General features: G+C 73.2%; 19 protein-coding genes and 1 tRNA gene. 13 read left to right on the plus strand and 7 right to left on the minus strand.

Translation table 11 applies throughout. From position 1 onward, the window contains the following. Positions 1 to 124: 124 nt before the first annotated feature. Entirely contained in the window at positions 125 to 1141 is a 1017-nt protein-coding gene (locus ACYQ8Q_RS22710; RefSeq protein WP_460067474.1) for a Gfo/Idh/MocA family oxidoreductase, read from the plus strand. A gap of 143 nt (positions 1142 to 1284) precedes the next feature. Here ACYQ8Q_RS22710 and ACYQ8Q_RS22715 read toward each other — a convergent pair whose 3' ends face one another. The 5 genes from ACYQ8Q_RS22715 to ACYQ8Q_RS22735 all read right to left on the minus strand — a co-directional run bounded on the left by ACYQ8Q_RS22715 (position 1285) and on the right by ACYQ8Q_RS22735 (position 7555). Then, on the minus strand, positions 1285 to 3255 hold the full coding sequence (locus ACYQ8Q_RS22715) for a copper resistance CopC/CopD family protein (RefSeq protein ID WP_460067475.1): 1971 nt from the start codon (positions 3253 to 3255) through the stop codon (positions 1285 to 1287). A gap of 159 nt (positions 3256 to 3414) precedes the next feature. Continuing rightward, entirely contained in the window at positions 3415 to 4179 is a 765-nt protein-coding gene (locus ACYQ8Q_RS22720; RefSeq protein ID WP_460067476.1) for an SDR family NAD(P)-dependent oxidoreductase, read from the minus strand. Then, positions 4176 to 4655: a cupin domain-containing protein gene (locus ACYQ8Q_RS22725; RefSeq protein ID WP_460067477.1), complete on the minus strand. Its 480-nt coding sequence runs from the start codon at positions 4653 to 4655 to the stop codon at positions 4176 to 4178. The genes ACYQ8Q_RS22720 and ACYQ8Q_RS22725 overlap by 4 nt, the downstream gene beginning before the upstream one ends. A gap of 31 nt (positions 4656 to 4686) precedes the next feature. After that, the gene (locus ACYQ8Q_RS22730) at positions 4687 to 5301 is read right to left on the minus strand and encodes a GNAT family N-acetyltransferase (RefSeq protein ID WP_460067478.1); all 615 of its coding nucleotides are present in this window, start codon (positions 5299 to 5301) and stop codon (positions 4687 to 4689) included. Beyond that, complete coding sequence (locus ACYQ8Q_RS22735; protein ID WP_460067479.1) at positions 5294 to 7555, minus strand: penicillin acylase family protein; 2262 nt, start codon at positions 7553 to 7555, stop codon at positions 5294 to 5296. Before ACYQ8Q_RS22735 ends, ACYQ8Q_RS22730 begins: the two co-directional genes overlap by 8 nt. A gap of 105 nt (positions 7556 to 7660) precedes the next feature. Here ACYQ8Q_RS22735 and ACYQ8Q_RS22740 point away from each other — a divergent pair, with 105 nt between their 5' ends. The 6 genes from ACYQ8Q_RS22740 (at position 7661) to ACYQ8Q_RS22765 (ending at position 11076) form a co-directional block, all read left to right on the plus strand. Then, on the plus strand, positions 7661 to 8380 hold the full coding sequence (locus ACYQ8Q_RS22740; protein ID WP_460073453.1) for a siderophore-interacting protein: 720 nt from the start codon (positions 7661 to 7663) through the stop codon (positions 8378 to 8380). Positions 8381 to 8440: 60 nt separating this feature from the next. Beyond that, on the plus strand, positions 8441 to 9025 hold the full coding sequence (locus ACYQ8Q_RS22745; RefSeq protein WP_460067480.1) for an HhH-GPD-type base excision DNA repair protein: 585 nt from the start codon (positions 8441 to 8443) through the stop codon (positions 9023 to 9025). Positions 9026 to 9133: 108 nt separating this feature from the next. After that, a complete protein-coding gene (locus ACYQ8Q_RS22750; protein WP_460067481.1) occupies positions 9134 to 9463 on the plus strand; it encodes a hypothetical protein in 330 nt (109 codons plus the stop codon). Positions 9464 to 9509: 46 nt separating this feature from the next. Then, on the plus strand, positions 9510 to 9635 hold the full coding sequence (locus ACYQ8Q_RS22755; RefSeq protein WP_460067482.1) for a hypothetical protein: 126 nt from the start codon (positions 9510 to 9512) through the stop codon (positions 9633 to 9635). Between the two features lie 382 nt (positions 9636 to 10017). Then, complete coding sequence (locus ACYQ8Q_RS22760) at positions 10018 to 10314, plus strand: type II toxin-antitoxin system VapB family antitoxin (RefSeq protein ID WP_004943146.1); 297 nt, start codon at positions 10018 to 10020, stop codon at positions 10312 to 10314. A gap of 111 nt (positions 10315 to 10425) precedes the next feature. After that, entirely contained in the window at positions 10426 to 11076 is a 651-nt protein-coding gene (locus ACYQ8Q_RS22765; protein WP_460067483.1) for a LytR C-terminal domain-containing protein, read from the plus strand. 140 nt (positions 11077 to 11216) lie between these two features. On the opposite strand, the gene upp is transcribed toward ACYQ8Q_RS22765, so the two are convergent. Next, positions 11217 to 11852, minus strand: a complete 636-nt coding sequence (gene upp / locus ACYQ8Q_RS22770) for a uracil phosphoribosyltransferase (RefSeq protein ID WP_460067485.1) — start codon at positions 11850 to 11852, stop codon at positions 11217 to 11219. Between the two features lie 129 nt (positions 11853 to 11981). Between upp and ACYQ8Q_RS22775 the strand changes: the two genes are divergently transcribed. The 4 genes from ACYQ8Q_RS22775 (at position 11982) to ACYQ8Q_RS22790 (ending at position 13684) form a co-directional block, all read left to right on the plus strand. Next, positions 11982 to 12188 (plus strand): hypothetical protein, encoded by a 207-nt coding sequence (locus ACYQ8Q_RS22775; protein WP_460067487.1) that lies wholly within the window; start codon positions 11982 to 11984, stop codon positions 12186 to 12188. A gap of 333 nt (positions 12189 to 12521) precedes the next feature. Further along, on the plus strand, positions 12522 to 13049 hold the full coding sequence (locus ACYQ8Q_RS22780) for a tRNA adenosine deaminase-associated protein (RefSeq protein WP_460073455.1): 528 nt from the start codon (positions 12522 to 12524) through the stop codon (positions 13047 to 13049). Positions 13050 to 13099: 50 nt separating this feature from the next. After that, entirely contained in the window at positions 13100 to 13531 is a 432-nt protein-coding gene (gene tadA, locus ACYQ8Q_RS22785; protein WP_460067488.1) for a tRNA adenosine(34) deaminase TadA, read from the plus strand. Positions 13532 to 13599: 68 nt separating this feature from the next. Beyond that, positions 13600 to 13684 (plus strand) — tRNA-Ser (locus ACYQ8Q_RS22790). 25 nt (positions 13685 to 13709) lie between these two features. Here the strand turns inward: ACYQ8Q_RS22790 and ACYQ8Q_RS22795 are convergent. After that, entirely contained in the window at positions 13710 to 13934 is a 225-nt protein-coding gene (locus ACYQ8Q_RS22795) for a PLDc N-terminal domain-containing protein (RefSeq protein ID WP_460067489.1), read from the minus strand. A gap of 199 nt (positions 13935 to 14133) precedes the next feature. On the opposite strand from ACYQ8Q_RS22795, the gene ACYQ8Q_RS22800 reads away from it, so the two are divergent. Continuing rightward, positions 14134 to 14310 (plus strand): hypothetical protein, encoded by a 177-nt coding sequence (locus tag ACYQ8Q_RS22800; RefSeq protein ID WP_099054080.1) that lies wholly within the window; start codon positions 14134 to 14136, stop codon positions 14308 to 14310. A gap of 34 nt (positions 14311 to 14344) precedes the next feature. Further along, positions 14345 to 14638, plus strand: a complete 294-nt coding sequence (locus tag ACYQ8Q_RS22805) for a Dabb family protein (protein WP_460067490.1) — start codon at positions 14345 to 14347, stop codon at positions 14636 to 14638. Positions 14639 to 14697 lie beyond the last annotated feature (59 nt).

Consider the following 14697-nt stretch of genomic DNA (forward strand, 5'->3'; position numbering starts at 1 on the left):
CTCACACGCCCCGCACCCCTCTCCCGGCGCCCCGCAGCCCCTTCCCAGCACCCTCGCACCCCTCTCCCAAGCCCTCCCCCCTCCCCCGCAATTCCCCAAGCCCCCGTACACCCGGAGAACCCTCATGACCAGCTCCCCGCCCCTGGCCGTGGGCCTGATCGGCACCGGCCGGATGGGCTCCTTCCATGCCGAGACGCTTGCCCGGCGGCTGCCCGGTGTGCGGCTCGCCGCCCTCGCCGACCCCGCCCCGGGTGCCGCACGGCGGCTCGGTGAGCGGCTCGGCTGCTCCACCGCCCACACCGACGTCGGCGAACTGCTCGCGGACCCGAAGATCGACGCCGTCGTGATCGCCACCCCGGCCCGCACCCACGCCGACCTGGTCGAGGCGGCCGCCCGGGCGGGCAAGGCGGTGTACTGCGAGAAGCCCATGGCGACCACCCTCGCCGACGCCGACCGGGCGATCGGCGCCGCCGAAAAGGCGGGCGTACCGCTCCAGGTGGGCTTCAACCGCCGCTACGACACCGGCTTCCGGGCCGCCCACGACCGGATCGCGGCCGGCGGCATCGGCACCCCGCAGCTGCTGCGCTCGCTCACCCGCGACCCCGCGCTGGCCGATCCGTCGCCGATCCCGCCGTGGACGGTCTTCCTGGAGACCCTCATCCACGACTTCGACACCCTGCGCTTCCTCAACCCCGGCGCCGAACCCGTCGAGGTCTTCGCGATGGCCGACGCCCTGATCCGCCCCGACTTCAAGGACCGGGGGCTGCTCGACACCGCGGTGGTCACCCTCCGCTTCGACAACGGCGCCCTGGCCACCGCCGAGGCCAGCTTCCAGGCGGTCTACGGCTACGACGTCCGCGGCGAGGTCTTCGGCTCGGACGGCATGCTCACCCTGGGCGACATCCGCCGCGCCCACCTCACCGCCTACGGCCCCGACGGCATCACCGCCGACTGCACCCGGTACGACCAGGACCTCTTCCACGGCGCCTACGTCGCCGAACTCGCCGACTTCACCGACGCCGTCCGCACCGGACGGACCCCCCGCGTCACCGGCCACGACGCGCGCGCCGCCCTGACCGTCGCGCTCGCCGCCATCGGATCCGTCACCTCCGGCGGCCCCGTGCGCATCGCCGGCCTCTAGTCCACCACGTCCACCACGTCCATCAGGTCCATCAGGTCCATCAGGTCCATCAGGTCACCAGCTCCACGGGGGCCCGCAAGCCGACGAGCCGCGCACAAGGACGTGCGCGGCTCGTCAGGGGCTGAGGGGCTTGTGCCTTCGGTTCAGCGGACGATCTGTACGTCCTTCACCACGCTCACCTGGTCGATGTCCGTGGCCCGGATCGTCGTCTTCATCTCCCAGGTGCCCTCGATGGGCAGACTGACCTTGCTGGAGGCCCAGTAGCCGCCCTTGTCGACCAGCTTGGCGTCGAGCGGGCCGATGTCCTGGCTGGGCAGGGTGAAGGAGATCCGCAGCTCGGGGACGGTGACGAAACCGCCGTCGGGGCCGTAGACCACGGCCTGGAGGGTGTTGTCGCCGACCGTGCCGGGGTCGAGGGTGACCTGCACCTTGCCCCGCAGTCCGGGCTTGCCGAGGTCGAAGGGGACGATCGTCACGGAGGCGACCGGCAGCCCGGCGGACTGCTGGGTCGTCGCCGCCTCGGCCGCCGCCCGGCCCGGCAGGGTGCCGGTCAGGATCGTCGTCAGGACGAGGACGACGACGGAGACGGCGACCTCCAGCAGGACCGACCGGCGCAGCGCACGGCTGTGCGCGGACTCGGCCGGGGTGAGACGCGGCCCGGTGGACGACGGACGGTCCGGAGACGGGGTGGCGTCCTCCGCGGCGGGCGCCGAGGGGGTGGGAGCGCCGTCGGCCGGCTTCGCGGGCTGCTCCCCCGCCGGCCCTTCGGCGGCCTCCTCGTGTGCCGACGTCCCGCCCACGGTCGCCTTCTGCAGAACCCTGGCCTCCACCGTCACCGCCTTCTCCACCTTCACCGCCTTCACCGCCTTCTTTACCTCCGCCGACTTCTCCGCCGACTTCTCCGCCGACTTCTCCGCCTGCGCGTTCGCCCGCGCGTTCGCCTGGTCCGTCCTGCCTCTCGCCACGTTCGCCTGGCTGGTCACCGTCGCCCGCGACCACGCCCCCGCCGCCAGCAGCACCGTGACCGCGACCAGCTTGGCGAGGAGGACCCTGCCGTACGTCGTGTCCGTCAGCGCCGACAGCGAGCCGAGGCCGCGCCAGGACTGGTAGACGCCCGTCACCACGAGGACGGTCACCGAGATCCCGGCCAGCCGGGAGAAACGGGTGACCACGCGCGAGGGGACCGAGGCGCGGGGCAGCAGGGTGAGCAGGGCGACCAGACCGCCGAGCCAGACCGCCATGGCGAGCAGGTGCAGCACCGAGGAGGTCATCGCCAGCGGGACCTGGATGCCGGCCGAGGCGTGTTCGGCGCCCGCCCAGGTCAGCGCGAGGCCCACCGCGAGGGCGGAGCCCAGCACGAGGGCCGCCTTCGACGGCTCGGGGCGGCTCCGCTGCCGTAGGAGCAGGGCCACCGCCGCCGCGAGCAGCAGCAGGCGCGCCGCCAGGGCGAGGCCCGGGCGGCCTTCCAGGGTGCGGAGCAGTCCGGAGGGGTCGAGCGCGCCGGCCGGGCCGGTGCCGGCCTCGTAGGGGGCGCGGAGGAAGAACAGGAACACCGTCGAACCGGCCAGCGTCCAGCCGCCGATCAGCAGCGGCCGGCGCAGCGGGCGGGTGTCCGGCGGGCGGCAGACGGCGACGAAGGCCGCCGTGCCGACGAGCAGGGCCGCCGCGATGTACGCGAGGTAGCGGCCGATGTTGTAGAGGCCGTCGGTCGCCGGGTCCTCGGTGGCGTCGGACGGCAGGACGGCCAGGGTCGGGGATGCCTTGCCCACGGAGAAGGTGAAGGCGCCCGACACCGGGTGGCTGTCGGCCGAGACCACCCGCCAGGCCACCGTGAAGGTGCCGGTGCCGAGCTTCTTCGGCAGCTTCACCCGCACACTGTCCGAGCGGCCCGCCACATGGCCCGAGCCGCCCAGCTTCACCCGCTGGTTCTCGGGGTCGAGGAGGCGGAAGGAGTCGTCGAGGAGGCCGACCGACTCGGTGAAGGTCAGGGTGATGCTTCGGGGGCTGTTCTTGACGACACTTCCGTCGACGGGGTCGGTGGAGCGGAGGGCCGCGTGCGCCGAGGCCGGTCCCCCGCCGAGGAGGAGCAGGACCAGCACGGTGCCCAGCAGCACCAGCCCTTGAAGTCGCCTTCGTCCACTGCCGTGTCGTCCGCCATCGCGCCCTTCGCTCACGTCACCGCTCCGAACCACCCGGACTGCCCGGGACTCGAGTCTCGTGTGCTCGGGGATACGTACGGATGGACACGGCATCCTTCTCACCCGCTCGGCCCCCTACCAGGTCGGCCGGGCCGACACCCCGCCGTCCACCACCAGGTCGTGGCCGGTGATCCAGGCCGCCAGCCGTGAGGCCAGGAAAACACACGCGTCGCCGACGTCCTCGGGCCGGCCCAGCCGGTCGACCGCGACTGCCTCCCGCCACCGCCGCACCCCCTCCGGCCAGGCCTCGGCGAGCCCCTCGCGGTCGATCAGACCGGGCGAGACCGTGTTGACGCGGATGCCGTGCGGGCCGTACTCCAGGGCCGCCGCGCGCGCGTGCATCACGACGGCGGCCTTGGCGGCGGCGTAGTGGGCGTGGCCCGGGGCGGGCAGCCGGGCCTCCACCGAGGCGATGTGCGTGACGCTGCCGCCGCCCCGCTCGCCCATGACCTCGGCGGCCGCCTGGGTGACGGCGAACACGCTGGTCAGGTTGGTGTCGACGACCGCCCGCCAGTCCGCCGCCGGCATCCCGGGCAGCGCCCGGACCGGCTGGACGCCCGCGTTGTTCACCAGCGCGTCGAGCCGTCCCCCGCCCCACGCGGCGGCCCGCGCCACCAGTTCGCGGCACTCGTCCTCGACGGTGAGGTCGGCACCGGGCAGTACGACGGCCCGCTCGCCGCTCGCCTCGATCTCCTCGGCGAGCGCGCGGGCCGCCCCGGTGCTCGTACGGCAGTGCAGGGCCACCGCGGCGCCCTCCTGCGCGAACCGGCGCGCGATACCGGCGCCGATCCCGCCGCCCGCCCCCGTGATCAGGGCCACCCGGCCCGTCAGCAACGTCATGGACGGCACAGTCCCGCGATCAGCGCGGACCGGTCCGGATGACGCGCCGTCAGGTCGGCCGCGTCGCCGTGCTCGTAGTCCTCGTAGGTGAAGCCGGGGGCCATGGTGCAGCCGAAGAAGGTCCAGGCGCCCCCGGTCCGCGCCCCCATCCAGGTGCGGGCGGGGACCGTGAGCTGAAGGTGCTGCCCGCCGAGCACGTCCGGCCCGAGCACCGCCGTACGGGAGCTGCCGTCGGGGGCGAGGAGCAGCAGCTCCAGCGGGTCGCCGAGGTAGTGGTGCCAGACCTCGTCGGTGGGCAGGCGGTGCAGGGCCGAGAAGTCGCCCGCGGTGAGCAGCGCGACGATCGCGGACCCGGCCGGGCGTCCGTCGGGCGCCTCGGGTCCCGCCCAGGTGCGGCGGAACAGGCCGCCCTCGCGGGGTATCGGTTCGAGTCGGTAGTGGGCGACGAGGTCTTCCGGGGTCAGCGGGGCTCTCATCCCGGAAGGGTAAGGGGACTGAGGGAAGTGACTACGGGAACAGCACCTCGCGGCGCAGGAACGCCAGTTGGGCCTTCTTCTCCGGCAGGTACACGTCCGGCAGGTCGATCTCGGGCAGGGTGACCGGCGGCCCGGCCTCGAAGCCCTGCCGCAGGAAGCGGGCGAGGGCCTTCTCGTTACGGACGTCCGGGTCCACCACGACCCGCCGCCGGCCGAGGCCGAGCAGCACGTACGCGGCGAAGGCCCGCATCAGCGCCGCCGACCAGCCGGGCCGCGCGCCCCGCTCACGCGCGGGCGCGAGGAGCACATGGACGCCGATGTCGCCGGGCTCCACCTCGTAGACCTCGCCGACCCGGTCCTCGGCGGGCTCGTACGTCTGGAGCAGGCCGACCGGGGTGCCGTCGAGTTCGACGAGGAAGGCGTGGTGGGTGTCGAGGCCGGCCATGTGGGTGTAGATCTCGGCGACCTGGTCCCGGGTCAGACCGTTCATGCCCCAGAAAACGGCCCGTTCCTCGCGCACCCAGCCGTGCACGACGTCCGCGTCGCGCTCGGCGTCGAGGGGACGGATGCCGACGGTGCCGAACCCTTCGGCGTGCTCCGTGTGGACGTAGTGGACGGGGACGTGCCGGTCGTGCTGGTCAGACATCGCTCTCCTTCGTCAGCTGTGCCCAGTCGGTGACGACCGGGGCCAGCTCGCCCCTGAGCCACAGGGGCAGCTGGTCGTGGTGGTGGCGGCTGTCCGGGTGGCCGCAGGCGCCGAGCGGGACCACCCACAGGCTGTCCTCGCGGCGGGCCAGGTCCCACACGTAACGGGCGGCCGGGCCGCGCGCGGCGAGGTCGGTCCAGCCGGGCACGGCCGTGGTGCACAGCACGCAGTCGTGGTCGCCCGAGAGGGCCGGTGCCTCGTACGACGGGTCGGGCAGGGCCCGCCAGGGGGCCAGGCGGTGGGTGTCGCCCCAGCGGGCGGGCGGCTGTACGGCGATCTCCTCGACGGCCTCGCGGACCAGCCGGGGCCGGTCCACGCCGTACAGCTCCTCCGCGCGCAGGAGGTGTTCGAGGGCGAAGCCGACCCGGGGCAGCAGGGCCAGCCAGGGGAGGAGGACCTCGGGGTAGGCGGGCGGGGCGGTCAGGGCGGCGAAGGCCGGGTGGGCGGCGAGCCGGCGGACCACGGCGCCGCGCAGGGCCGCGTACCGGGCCGCGTCCTCGCTGTCGGCGTCCATGCGGCGGTTCCAGCGCAGGAGGCGGGCGCGCAGTTCGGCGGCGGGGCCGGTGAGGCCGTCGAGGGCGGCGAGCTGGTCGAGGAGCGGTCCGGCGGAGCCGAGGTGGGTGTCCGTGTGGAGGGCGGCCATGTCGGAGGCGGTCCAGGTGTCCTTCCCGTCCTTCCCGTCCCTCTCGCCTCTCTGGTCCTGCCCGTCCATCCCGTCCTTCCCGTCCTTCCCGTCCTTCCCGTCCCTCTCGCCCCGCTGGTCCCGCCCGTCCTTCCCCTCCAGCAGGGCGCGGATGCGGTCGGCGCGGTGGGGCGGGGCGAACTCGACGCCCAGGGGGGCGGCCGGGCCGCGCTGGTTGGCCATGACCGCGACGCCGTCGGTGAGGCCGGCGCGGGGCGTCTCGTGCCAGCCGGTCCACTCGTGGCCGGGCTCCCAGGCGGGGACCAGCCGGATGCCGTTGGCCGCGGCGCGCACCGGGACCCGGCCGGCGACCCGGTGCAGCAGTCCGCCCTCGGTGTCGGCGGCCTGGACGACGTTGACCGGCTCGGCCCAGAGATCGAGGGCGGCGTCCACGTCGGCGACCCGGCGGGCCCGCAGCAGGGGGAGGAGGGCGCTGAAGCCGAGGTCCTCGGTGACGCGGGGCGGGTAGCGGAGGGCGAGGGCCAGGGGTACGTCAGGCGTGGGGGTGTCAGGGTCACGATCGAACCCGGGAAACGTTTCTGCCGGACTGTTCGTCACCCCGCTCTCCAGCCCCTCCGGTCCCCCGGCGATCACCGGCCCCCGGTCGGTCTCGATCACCTCCACCTCGACGGGCTCCTCCCCGGCCACCGCGACGGTCTCGGTGTGCCGGGCGGCGCGGCGCCAGACGCCGTCCGGGCCGAGGGCCTCGACACCGGCGCCGGTGCGGCGCAGCCGTTCGCGGTAGAGGTCCTGGTAGTCGGCCATGGCGTTGGTGATGGCCCAGGCGACCGGGCCGGTGTGGCCGAAGTGGGCGATGCCGGGGACGCCGGGCACGGCGAGGCCGACGACGTCGAACTCGTCGCAGGCGAGCCGGATCTGCTGGTAGACCCCGGGATCCTCGATGAACCGGTGCGGGTCTCCGGCGATGACCGCCTGCCCGGTGACGGTCCGTGCGCCGCTCACCAGCCAGCCGTTGCTGCCGGAGGTGCCGGGGCCGTCGGTGGCGAACAGTCCGACCGCGTCGGGCCCGAGGTGCCGTACCGCCTCCTCGCGCCACAGCTTGGCGGGGAACCCGGCGAACAGGAGGTGGACGGAGAGCCAGACCGCGAGCGGGGTCCAGGGCTCCCAGCGGCCGGGGGCGAGCCCCACCCGGGTGAACTCGGGGGCCGCGTGCGCACCCGGCGTGGACCCGGAGGTCTCGTGGAGCCCTTCGTTCACGCCGTCGACGTACGCCCGTACCCACGCGGCGGTCTCCGGGTCCTGGTGCTCCAGCCGGTCGAAGCAGCGGCGGGCGGTGTCGGCGAGGCGGGCCCGGCGGACGAGGACGTCCCAGGCCACGGCCTCCGGGCCGAGGAAGGCGGCGGAGGTGCCCTGGGCGCGGTGCCGTTCGACCTCCAGCTGCCAGGCCCGGTCGCGGGCCGTGACCAGGCCCTGGGTACGGGCGAGTGCCCGGGCGTCCGCCGCGCGCAGATGCGGGACGCCCCACGCGTCTCTGTGGATCTCGGTCGTCACCCTGTGGCCCTTCCGTCCCTCTGTCCCTTCCATCGCGGGACGTGCTTTAGGTTAGCCTTACCTAATCAATCGATGCAGGAATCGTACGCGAGGGGTGAAGAGGCCATGGCGCAGGGGCGGGGCTGGGAGGGCGCGGTCCTCCGGCTGATGCGGGCGAAGGACTTCACCCTGACCGTGACCGGCGCGCAGGACGTCACTCCGCGCTTCCGCCGGGTGCACCTCACCGACGGCGGCCTGCTCGCCGCGACCGGGGTGCACCCGACCATGTGGGTGCGGCTGTGGTTCGGCAACGCGGGCGGGCCGCACCAGCGGGCGTACACCCTGGTCGACCCCGATCCCGCGGCCGGCACCTTCTCGCTGGAGTTCGCCGTGCACGAGGGCGCGGCGAGCGACTGGGCGCGGGCGGCACGGCCCGGCGACACCGTGGAGGCGACCGTCCAGGGCACCGCCTTCGGCATCCCCGCCCCCGCCCCGGACCGCGTCCTCGCGATCGGCGACCCCGCCTCCCTGCCCGCGATCAACTCCCTGCTGGCCGCGCTGGACCCGGCCCCGGCGACCGTCTGGTTCGAGGGCTCCGACGGCGCGGGCGACGGCCTCCCCTTCCGCACCGACCCCGCCCGGCACGAACTGCGGCACGTCCCGCGCGCGGAGCTGGTCGAACGGGTCCGCGCCGAGCTGCCCGCCCTGCTCACGGCCACCGCGCACCCGTACGTCTGGATCGCCTGCGACACCCGCACCACCCGCACCCTCTCCGCATACGTCCGCAAGGACCTCGGCGTCCCCAAGGAACGGGTGCACGCCCTGGGGTACTGGCGGGCGGACTGAGCGGAACGGGCGAACGGGTACCGGCGCGCGGGGCGGGGGCCGGTCGGGGATCATCGACGCATGGACGTCACCCTTCACCTCGCCCAGGACCCCGAGGCCGACGAGCTGCTCGGCCGTTCCCCGCTGGCCGCGCTGGTCGGGATGCTGCTGGACCAGCAGGTCCCGATGGAGTGGGCGTTCAAGGGCCCCCGCACGATCGCCGACCGCCTCGGCGCCGAGGACCTCGACGCGCACGACATCGCCGCCCAGGACCCGGAGGCCTTCGCCGCGCTGCTCTCCGAGAAGCCGGCCGTGCACCGCTACCCGGGCTCCATGGCCAAGCGCATCCAGCAGCTGTGCCAGTACCTCGTCGAGCACTACGACGGTGACCCCGAGGCCCTCTGGAAGGACGCCGACACCGGCAGGGAGCTGCTGAAGCGGCTGGAGGCGCTGCCCGGCTTCGGCAAGCAGAAGGCCCAGATCTTCCTGGCCCTGCTCGGCAAACAGCTCGGTGTGCAGCCGGAGGGCTGGCGGGAGGCCGCGGGGTCGTACGGCGAGGCGAAGTCCTTCCGGTCCGTCGCCGACATCACCGGCCCGGAGTCGCTGACCAAGGTGCGGGCGCACAAGCAGGAGATGAAAGCGGCGGCGAAGGCCGCGAAGAAGTAGGGGCGCCGCTCGGGGGCGCGCAGGGCCGGAAAGGCGCCGTCCGCCGAACGGGTGCATCCGGCCTCCACCGTGCTGAACCGCGGGCGTGTCGTGGGCAGATGACCCTCCATGAGCACCGCAGCACGCCTCCCCCGCAGCCGCACCCGGCTGCGGGTGATCGTACTGCTGTTCGCCCTGCTCGGCCTCCTCGGCCTGCTCGCCCCGGGTGTACCCGCCGAGCTCCCCGCCTCGCCCGTCGTCGCCGGTGAGACCGTCGAGTACGACGCCGTGGACACCGCCGTCCGGCCCACCCCCGGTGACCGGCGCGCCGCCGCACCCCTGCGCCCGGCGCCCCGTCCGGCCCCGGCGCCGGGCGCACCGGCCCCGCGGCCGCGGCCCGCCCCGCCCGGGACGCCGTACGCCCCCCACACCCTGCGCACCGTGGTCCTGCGCTGCTGACCGACGCCCGCACCAGGTCCGTCAGCACGACGCAAGGAGCACAGCCATGCCCACCGACCCCTACGCCGTCCTGCGCGCCCTGCTGCGCGCGGAGGCCGCCCGCAGCACCGCGCCGAAGCCGCAGGTGAAGAAAGCCGAGCAGGAGCCTCCCGCGGTGGAACGGGAGCGCTGACCGGCCGGCGGAGGCGGGCCACCGCCTCCGCCGGACCGTGCCGAAGAGGGAGCGGGTGATCTCGCGACCCACCCGGGTGCCGATGGACCGCCCGGGCGCGGTCGCGCTTCGCGTCCCGCCGATCCTCTGTCCACAGCCTGTGCATACCGCTCGCGCGGCGGGGACTCCCGCACCGCCCGGTCCGGGACGGTCCCGTCCACTCCTCCAGGCCGTAGGCGGAGTCCGGGAACCGTGACCACCTGGTGGACCAGGCCGCCCGCGTCGGCACCCTCCACCGACAGACCCCTCGCTCCCGTTTTGACCCCGTTCGTCACGGCTTTTCCGGCGTCGCACTCGGCCGCCATGGCTGCGCCCGGAAGGTCTGGGCCGGTAGGCTTTCCGTGTGATCTTCAAGCGCATCGGAAACGGCCGGCCGTACCCCGACCACGGCCGGGAAAGCACCCGGCAGTGGGCGGACGTCGCGCCGCGCCCGGTCCGCCTCGATCAGCTGGTGACCACCAAGCAGCAGCTCGACCTGGAAACCCTGCTCGCCGAGGACTCGACCTTCTACGGCGACCTCTTCGCCCACGTGGTGAAGTGGCAGGGCGACCTCTACCTGGAGGACGGGCTGCACCGCGCGGTGCGGGCGGCGCTCCAGCAGCGTCAGGTGCTGCACGCGCGCGTCCTCGAGCTGGACTGAGCCGCTCCGCCGTGAGCGGGATTGGCCCTTTCGGGTTCTTTCCGCCGCCCTTGAGCGATGTCGGATGATCGTTTATTAGTCACGGCCGCCCGGGCGCACTACGCTGCGCCCATGAGCATGCTGACTCCCCCCGGCATGGGCGGCAAGTACCGGATCACGGGGGACAAGTACCCCCGCATGCGCCGTCGTCGGCGGCGCGGCAGGCTGGTCGTCGTGGTCGTCGCCTGCGGTGCCGCGCTGGGCGTGGCCGGCTGGGGCACCCTGCAGCTCATCGATGTCTTCACCGGGGGCGGAGGGACCGCCTCCGCGGCCGGTTCCAAGGCTTCCTGCACGGTGAAGTCGGCCAAGGCGAGCCCATCGGCCTCCGCCTCCCCGGCCGCGCTGCCCAAGCCCGCGCAGATCACGGTGAACGTCCTCAACGCCACCACCCGCAGCGGGCTCGCCAGGACCACCGCCGACGCGCTGGAGAAGCGCGGCTTCAAGATCGGCGAGGTGGGCAACGCGCCCAAGGAGTACGACAAGAAGGTCACCGGCGCGGCCCTGCTGCTCGGGCCGACCGCCTCCCTGAACACCTCGCTGTCCGTGCTGTCCACGCAGGTCGACGGCGCCGAGCGGCGGGCCGACGCGGCGCGCAAGGGGGCGGAGGTCGATCTGATCATCGGCGACCGGTTCCAGGCGCTGAGCACCGAGGCGGAGGCGGCGAAGGCGCTGAACGCGCTGGTGTCGCCGCAGCCCACGGCGACGACGAAGAAGGCCTGCTAGGCACTTCAGGGCCGTTTGTCCGGTGCGGCGGGCCGGTCGTGGCTGGTCGCGCCCGCACGGCGGAGCCGCATATCGGAACGGCCCCGCGCCCTTGGGCGTAGCGGGCCCTCGGCCTCGCCACGCCCCCCTTTGCTCGGCTTCTACTCCGCCGCGCCGTACAGGCGGTCGCCCGCGTCGCCCAGGCCAGGGACGATGTAGCCGTGGTCGTTGAGGTGGTCGTCGACGGCCGCGGTGACGACCGTCACCGGGGTGCCCGCGAGTTCGCGCTCCATGAGTTCGACGCCCTCGGGGGCGGCCAGCAGGACCACCGCGGTCACGTCGTCGGCGCCGCGCCGGATCAGCTCGCGGATCGCGGCGACCAGGGTGCCGCCGGTCGCCAGCATCGGGTCGAGGACGTACACCTGGCGGCCGGAGAGGTCCTCCGGCATGCGCGTGGCGTACGTGGACGCCTCCAGCGTCTCCTCGTTGCGGATCATGCCCAGGAAGCCCACCTCGGCGGTCGGCAGCAGACGGACCATGCCGTCCAGCATGCCGAGGCCCGCCCGCAGGATCGGGACGACCAGCGGACGCGGGTGGGAGAGCTTCACCCCGGTGGTCTCGGCGACCGGCGTGACGATGTCGACCTGCTCGGTGCGCACGTCACGCGTGGCCTCGTAGGCGAGCAGGGTGACCAGTTCGTCGGCCAGGCGGCGGAAGGTCGCGGAGTCCGTGCGCCGGTCGCGCAGCGTGGTGAGCTTGTGAGCGACCAGGGGGTGGTCGACGACGTGGAGACGCATGTCCACAACAGTAACCGGGCGGGACCGGCCGGGCTCCCCCGCACTCGGTGGCGGGCTTGGGCCGTTCGCCTGCATCAAACCGCCCGGGCGGGGGAAAGTGGTGGAGACGGACCCGGGGTGGTGAAGCCTATGCCTGACCTGCCGAAGCGCGACGCGCCGGAGCCGACCGAGCGCTCGGGCGTGCCGCGGGAGACCGACGCCGAGCGCCGCCGGCGCCGCGACCGCTTCCTGCGCGAACTCACCGAGGCCCGCGAACTGCGTGACCGGGTCCAGCCCCGACGCGCCAGAAGCGCCCGTCTGCGTCATGCGATGCGCATGCGCACATTCCGCTGGTAGCCGAACGATCCCCTCCTGCGCGTACGGCACTTGGGACGTTCGGGGAAGATCGCCACCGTCACGGGTGGCACCGGGGGGTGGACGTGCGTGGACGCACGGGAAAGCCGCGTACGATCCGCAGTGGCCGCAACGAGTGTGCTGGTGAGTTGCCGCGGACGTAGTCATGGACGTGCGATCAAAACCACCGGACACAGGGAGCCGAAGACGTCCCCTGAACGCCTTGTTTCTGCCACGATTCCGAGTGGGTGGGGCTCGGAGCACAGCTCTCTCCGCCCGTAACCTCCGCCGGGGGGACCCCCAACCGGCACGCCTATGACCAGTGGGAGAGTCACGGTGTACTTCGCCGCACTGCTCGCGCGCACCGAAGACGGGTGGGAAGCGAGCGACACAGAGCTCGACGATGTGGAGACCCTGTCGGATCTCGCCGACCTGGCCCGGGAAGCCACTGCCGACGAGGACACGGTGCTCGTGCTCATCGAGCAGGAGGACTCGTGGTTCGGTGTCGTCCGCATCGATGGCGAGGAAGACCCTCGCATCTACGTCTCCGACGCCGCTGCCGCCGCCCGCAGCTCGTACGGCGAGCTGCTGCTCACCGACGAACTGCTCGGAAGGGAGCCGGGTGACGACGACGACCTGGACGCCCTCGACCTCGACGGCACCGAGGACGGAGAGGACGAGGACGACGACGAGGGCGGCGCCTCCGGTTCCGCCGAGGCCGTGCCGCACGGCCCGGTCGGCGACGCCGGGATCCTCGACGACCTGGGTGTCAGCGAGAAGGAGCTGAAGTCGCTGTCCGAGGACGCGCTCAGCGAGATCGCCGACGCCCTGGGCGCCTCGGAGGTCCTGGAGACCGTCCGCTGACCGCAGCCGAGGCGCCGCCGGACCCGGTACGCGATCCCTGGCGGGCCGCCATGCGGCTCGCCCTGGACGAGGCCCGGCTGGCCGTCCGGGGCGGGGACGTCCCGGTCGGCGCCGTGGTGCTGGCTCCGGACGGCACGACGGTCCTCGCGGCCGGCCACAACGAACGCGAGGCCGACGGCGATCCCACGGCCCACGCGGAGGTGCTCGCCCTCCGGCGGGCGGCCGCGCGGCTCGGGGAGTGGCGGCTGACCGGCTGCACGCTGGTCGTCACGCTGGAGCCCTGCACGATGTGCGCGGGCGCGCTCGTGCAGTCCCGGGTGGACCGGGTCGTCTACGGCGCCCGCGACGACAAGGCGGGCGCGGCCGGCTCCCTGTGGGACGTCGTCCGCGACCGGCGGCTCAACCACCGGCCCGAGGTCGTCGAGGGCGTCCTCTCCGACGAGTGCGCGGGACTCCTCACGGAGTTCTTCCGCACCCGCTGACGCGTCGCTGTCGACCTCCTCGAATACCGATTTCAAACCACGCCCCCGGGTGCTGTAAGGTCTCCCTCGGTAGCGTGTCCGAGCGGCCGAAGGAGCTCGCCTCGAAAGCGAGTGTGGCGCAAGTCACCGAGGGTTCAAATCCCTCCGCTACCGCGCTTGAGCGAAGGGCTCGATCTTCTTAGATCGAGCCCTTCGCCGTGTCCGCTATCGGCTTCTTGCCGAAGTAGGTCCAGGCGAGGGCGGCGACGACCGAGCCGTGGAACAGGATGAGCAGCCACAGCAGCTTGGGCAGGAACCGCACGCGCTCCATGGGGGTGCGGATGCAGTCGATCAGCGCCCACAGCGTGATGGCGGCGACCAGGACGATCAGGACGAGGACCGGCAGGTCCATCAGCTGCAGCATGTGTCTTCTCCCTTGCTGGGGCAGTGGCTCGGTTCTGCCTTCACCCCCTCATCGGACGAGGCCTTCCGATCGGTTCACGGATGCGCGAAAAAATTTCACGGGCACGCCGCACCCGCTCAAAAGCGGTGCGTAAATCGCACTTACGGTTACACTCGCGGCCGTCAACAGGGGCCCCAGCGGCCACGACAGGGGAGGCCAGGTGGCGGTGAACGCCAAGAAGATCGCCGTCTACATACTCGTGGTCTTCGCGCTGTACGTGATCATCACGGACCCGTCCCGGGCGGCGGACTACGTCCAGATAGGCTTCGAGGGCATATCGGACGCCGCCAAGGCCATCGGCGACTTCTTCACCTGGCTCGCCAACGGGGCCCACTAGCCGCCGGGCCCAGCAGCACGCATCGGGAGTGCCCATGATCCGCCACCTGGTCCTGTTCAAGCTGAACGAGGGCGTCGAGCGCGACGACCCCCGCGTGGTCGAGGGCGAGGCGGCCTTCCGGACACTCGGCGGGCAGATCGAGGACCTGGCCTTCTGGGAACTGGGCTGGAACATCAGCGAGCGCCCCATCGCCTACGACTTCGCGATCAACTCGGCGGTCGAGGACGCCGACGCCCTGAAGCGGTACCTCGAGCACCCGGCGCACCAGGCGGGCGTCGCCCTGTGGCGGGAGTTCGCCACCTGGGTGGTCGCCGACTACACGTTCTGAGCCGCACCCGCAGAGCCGGAGAGCCCTCCGCCGGACGGCGGGGGGCTCTCGCGCGCCCT

It is taken from the genome of Streptomyces sp. YKOK-I1 (assembly GCF_054660435.1).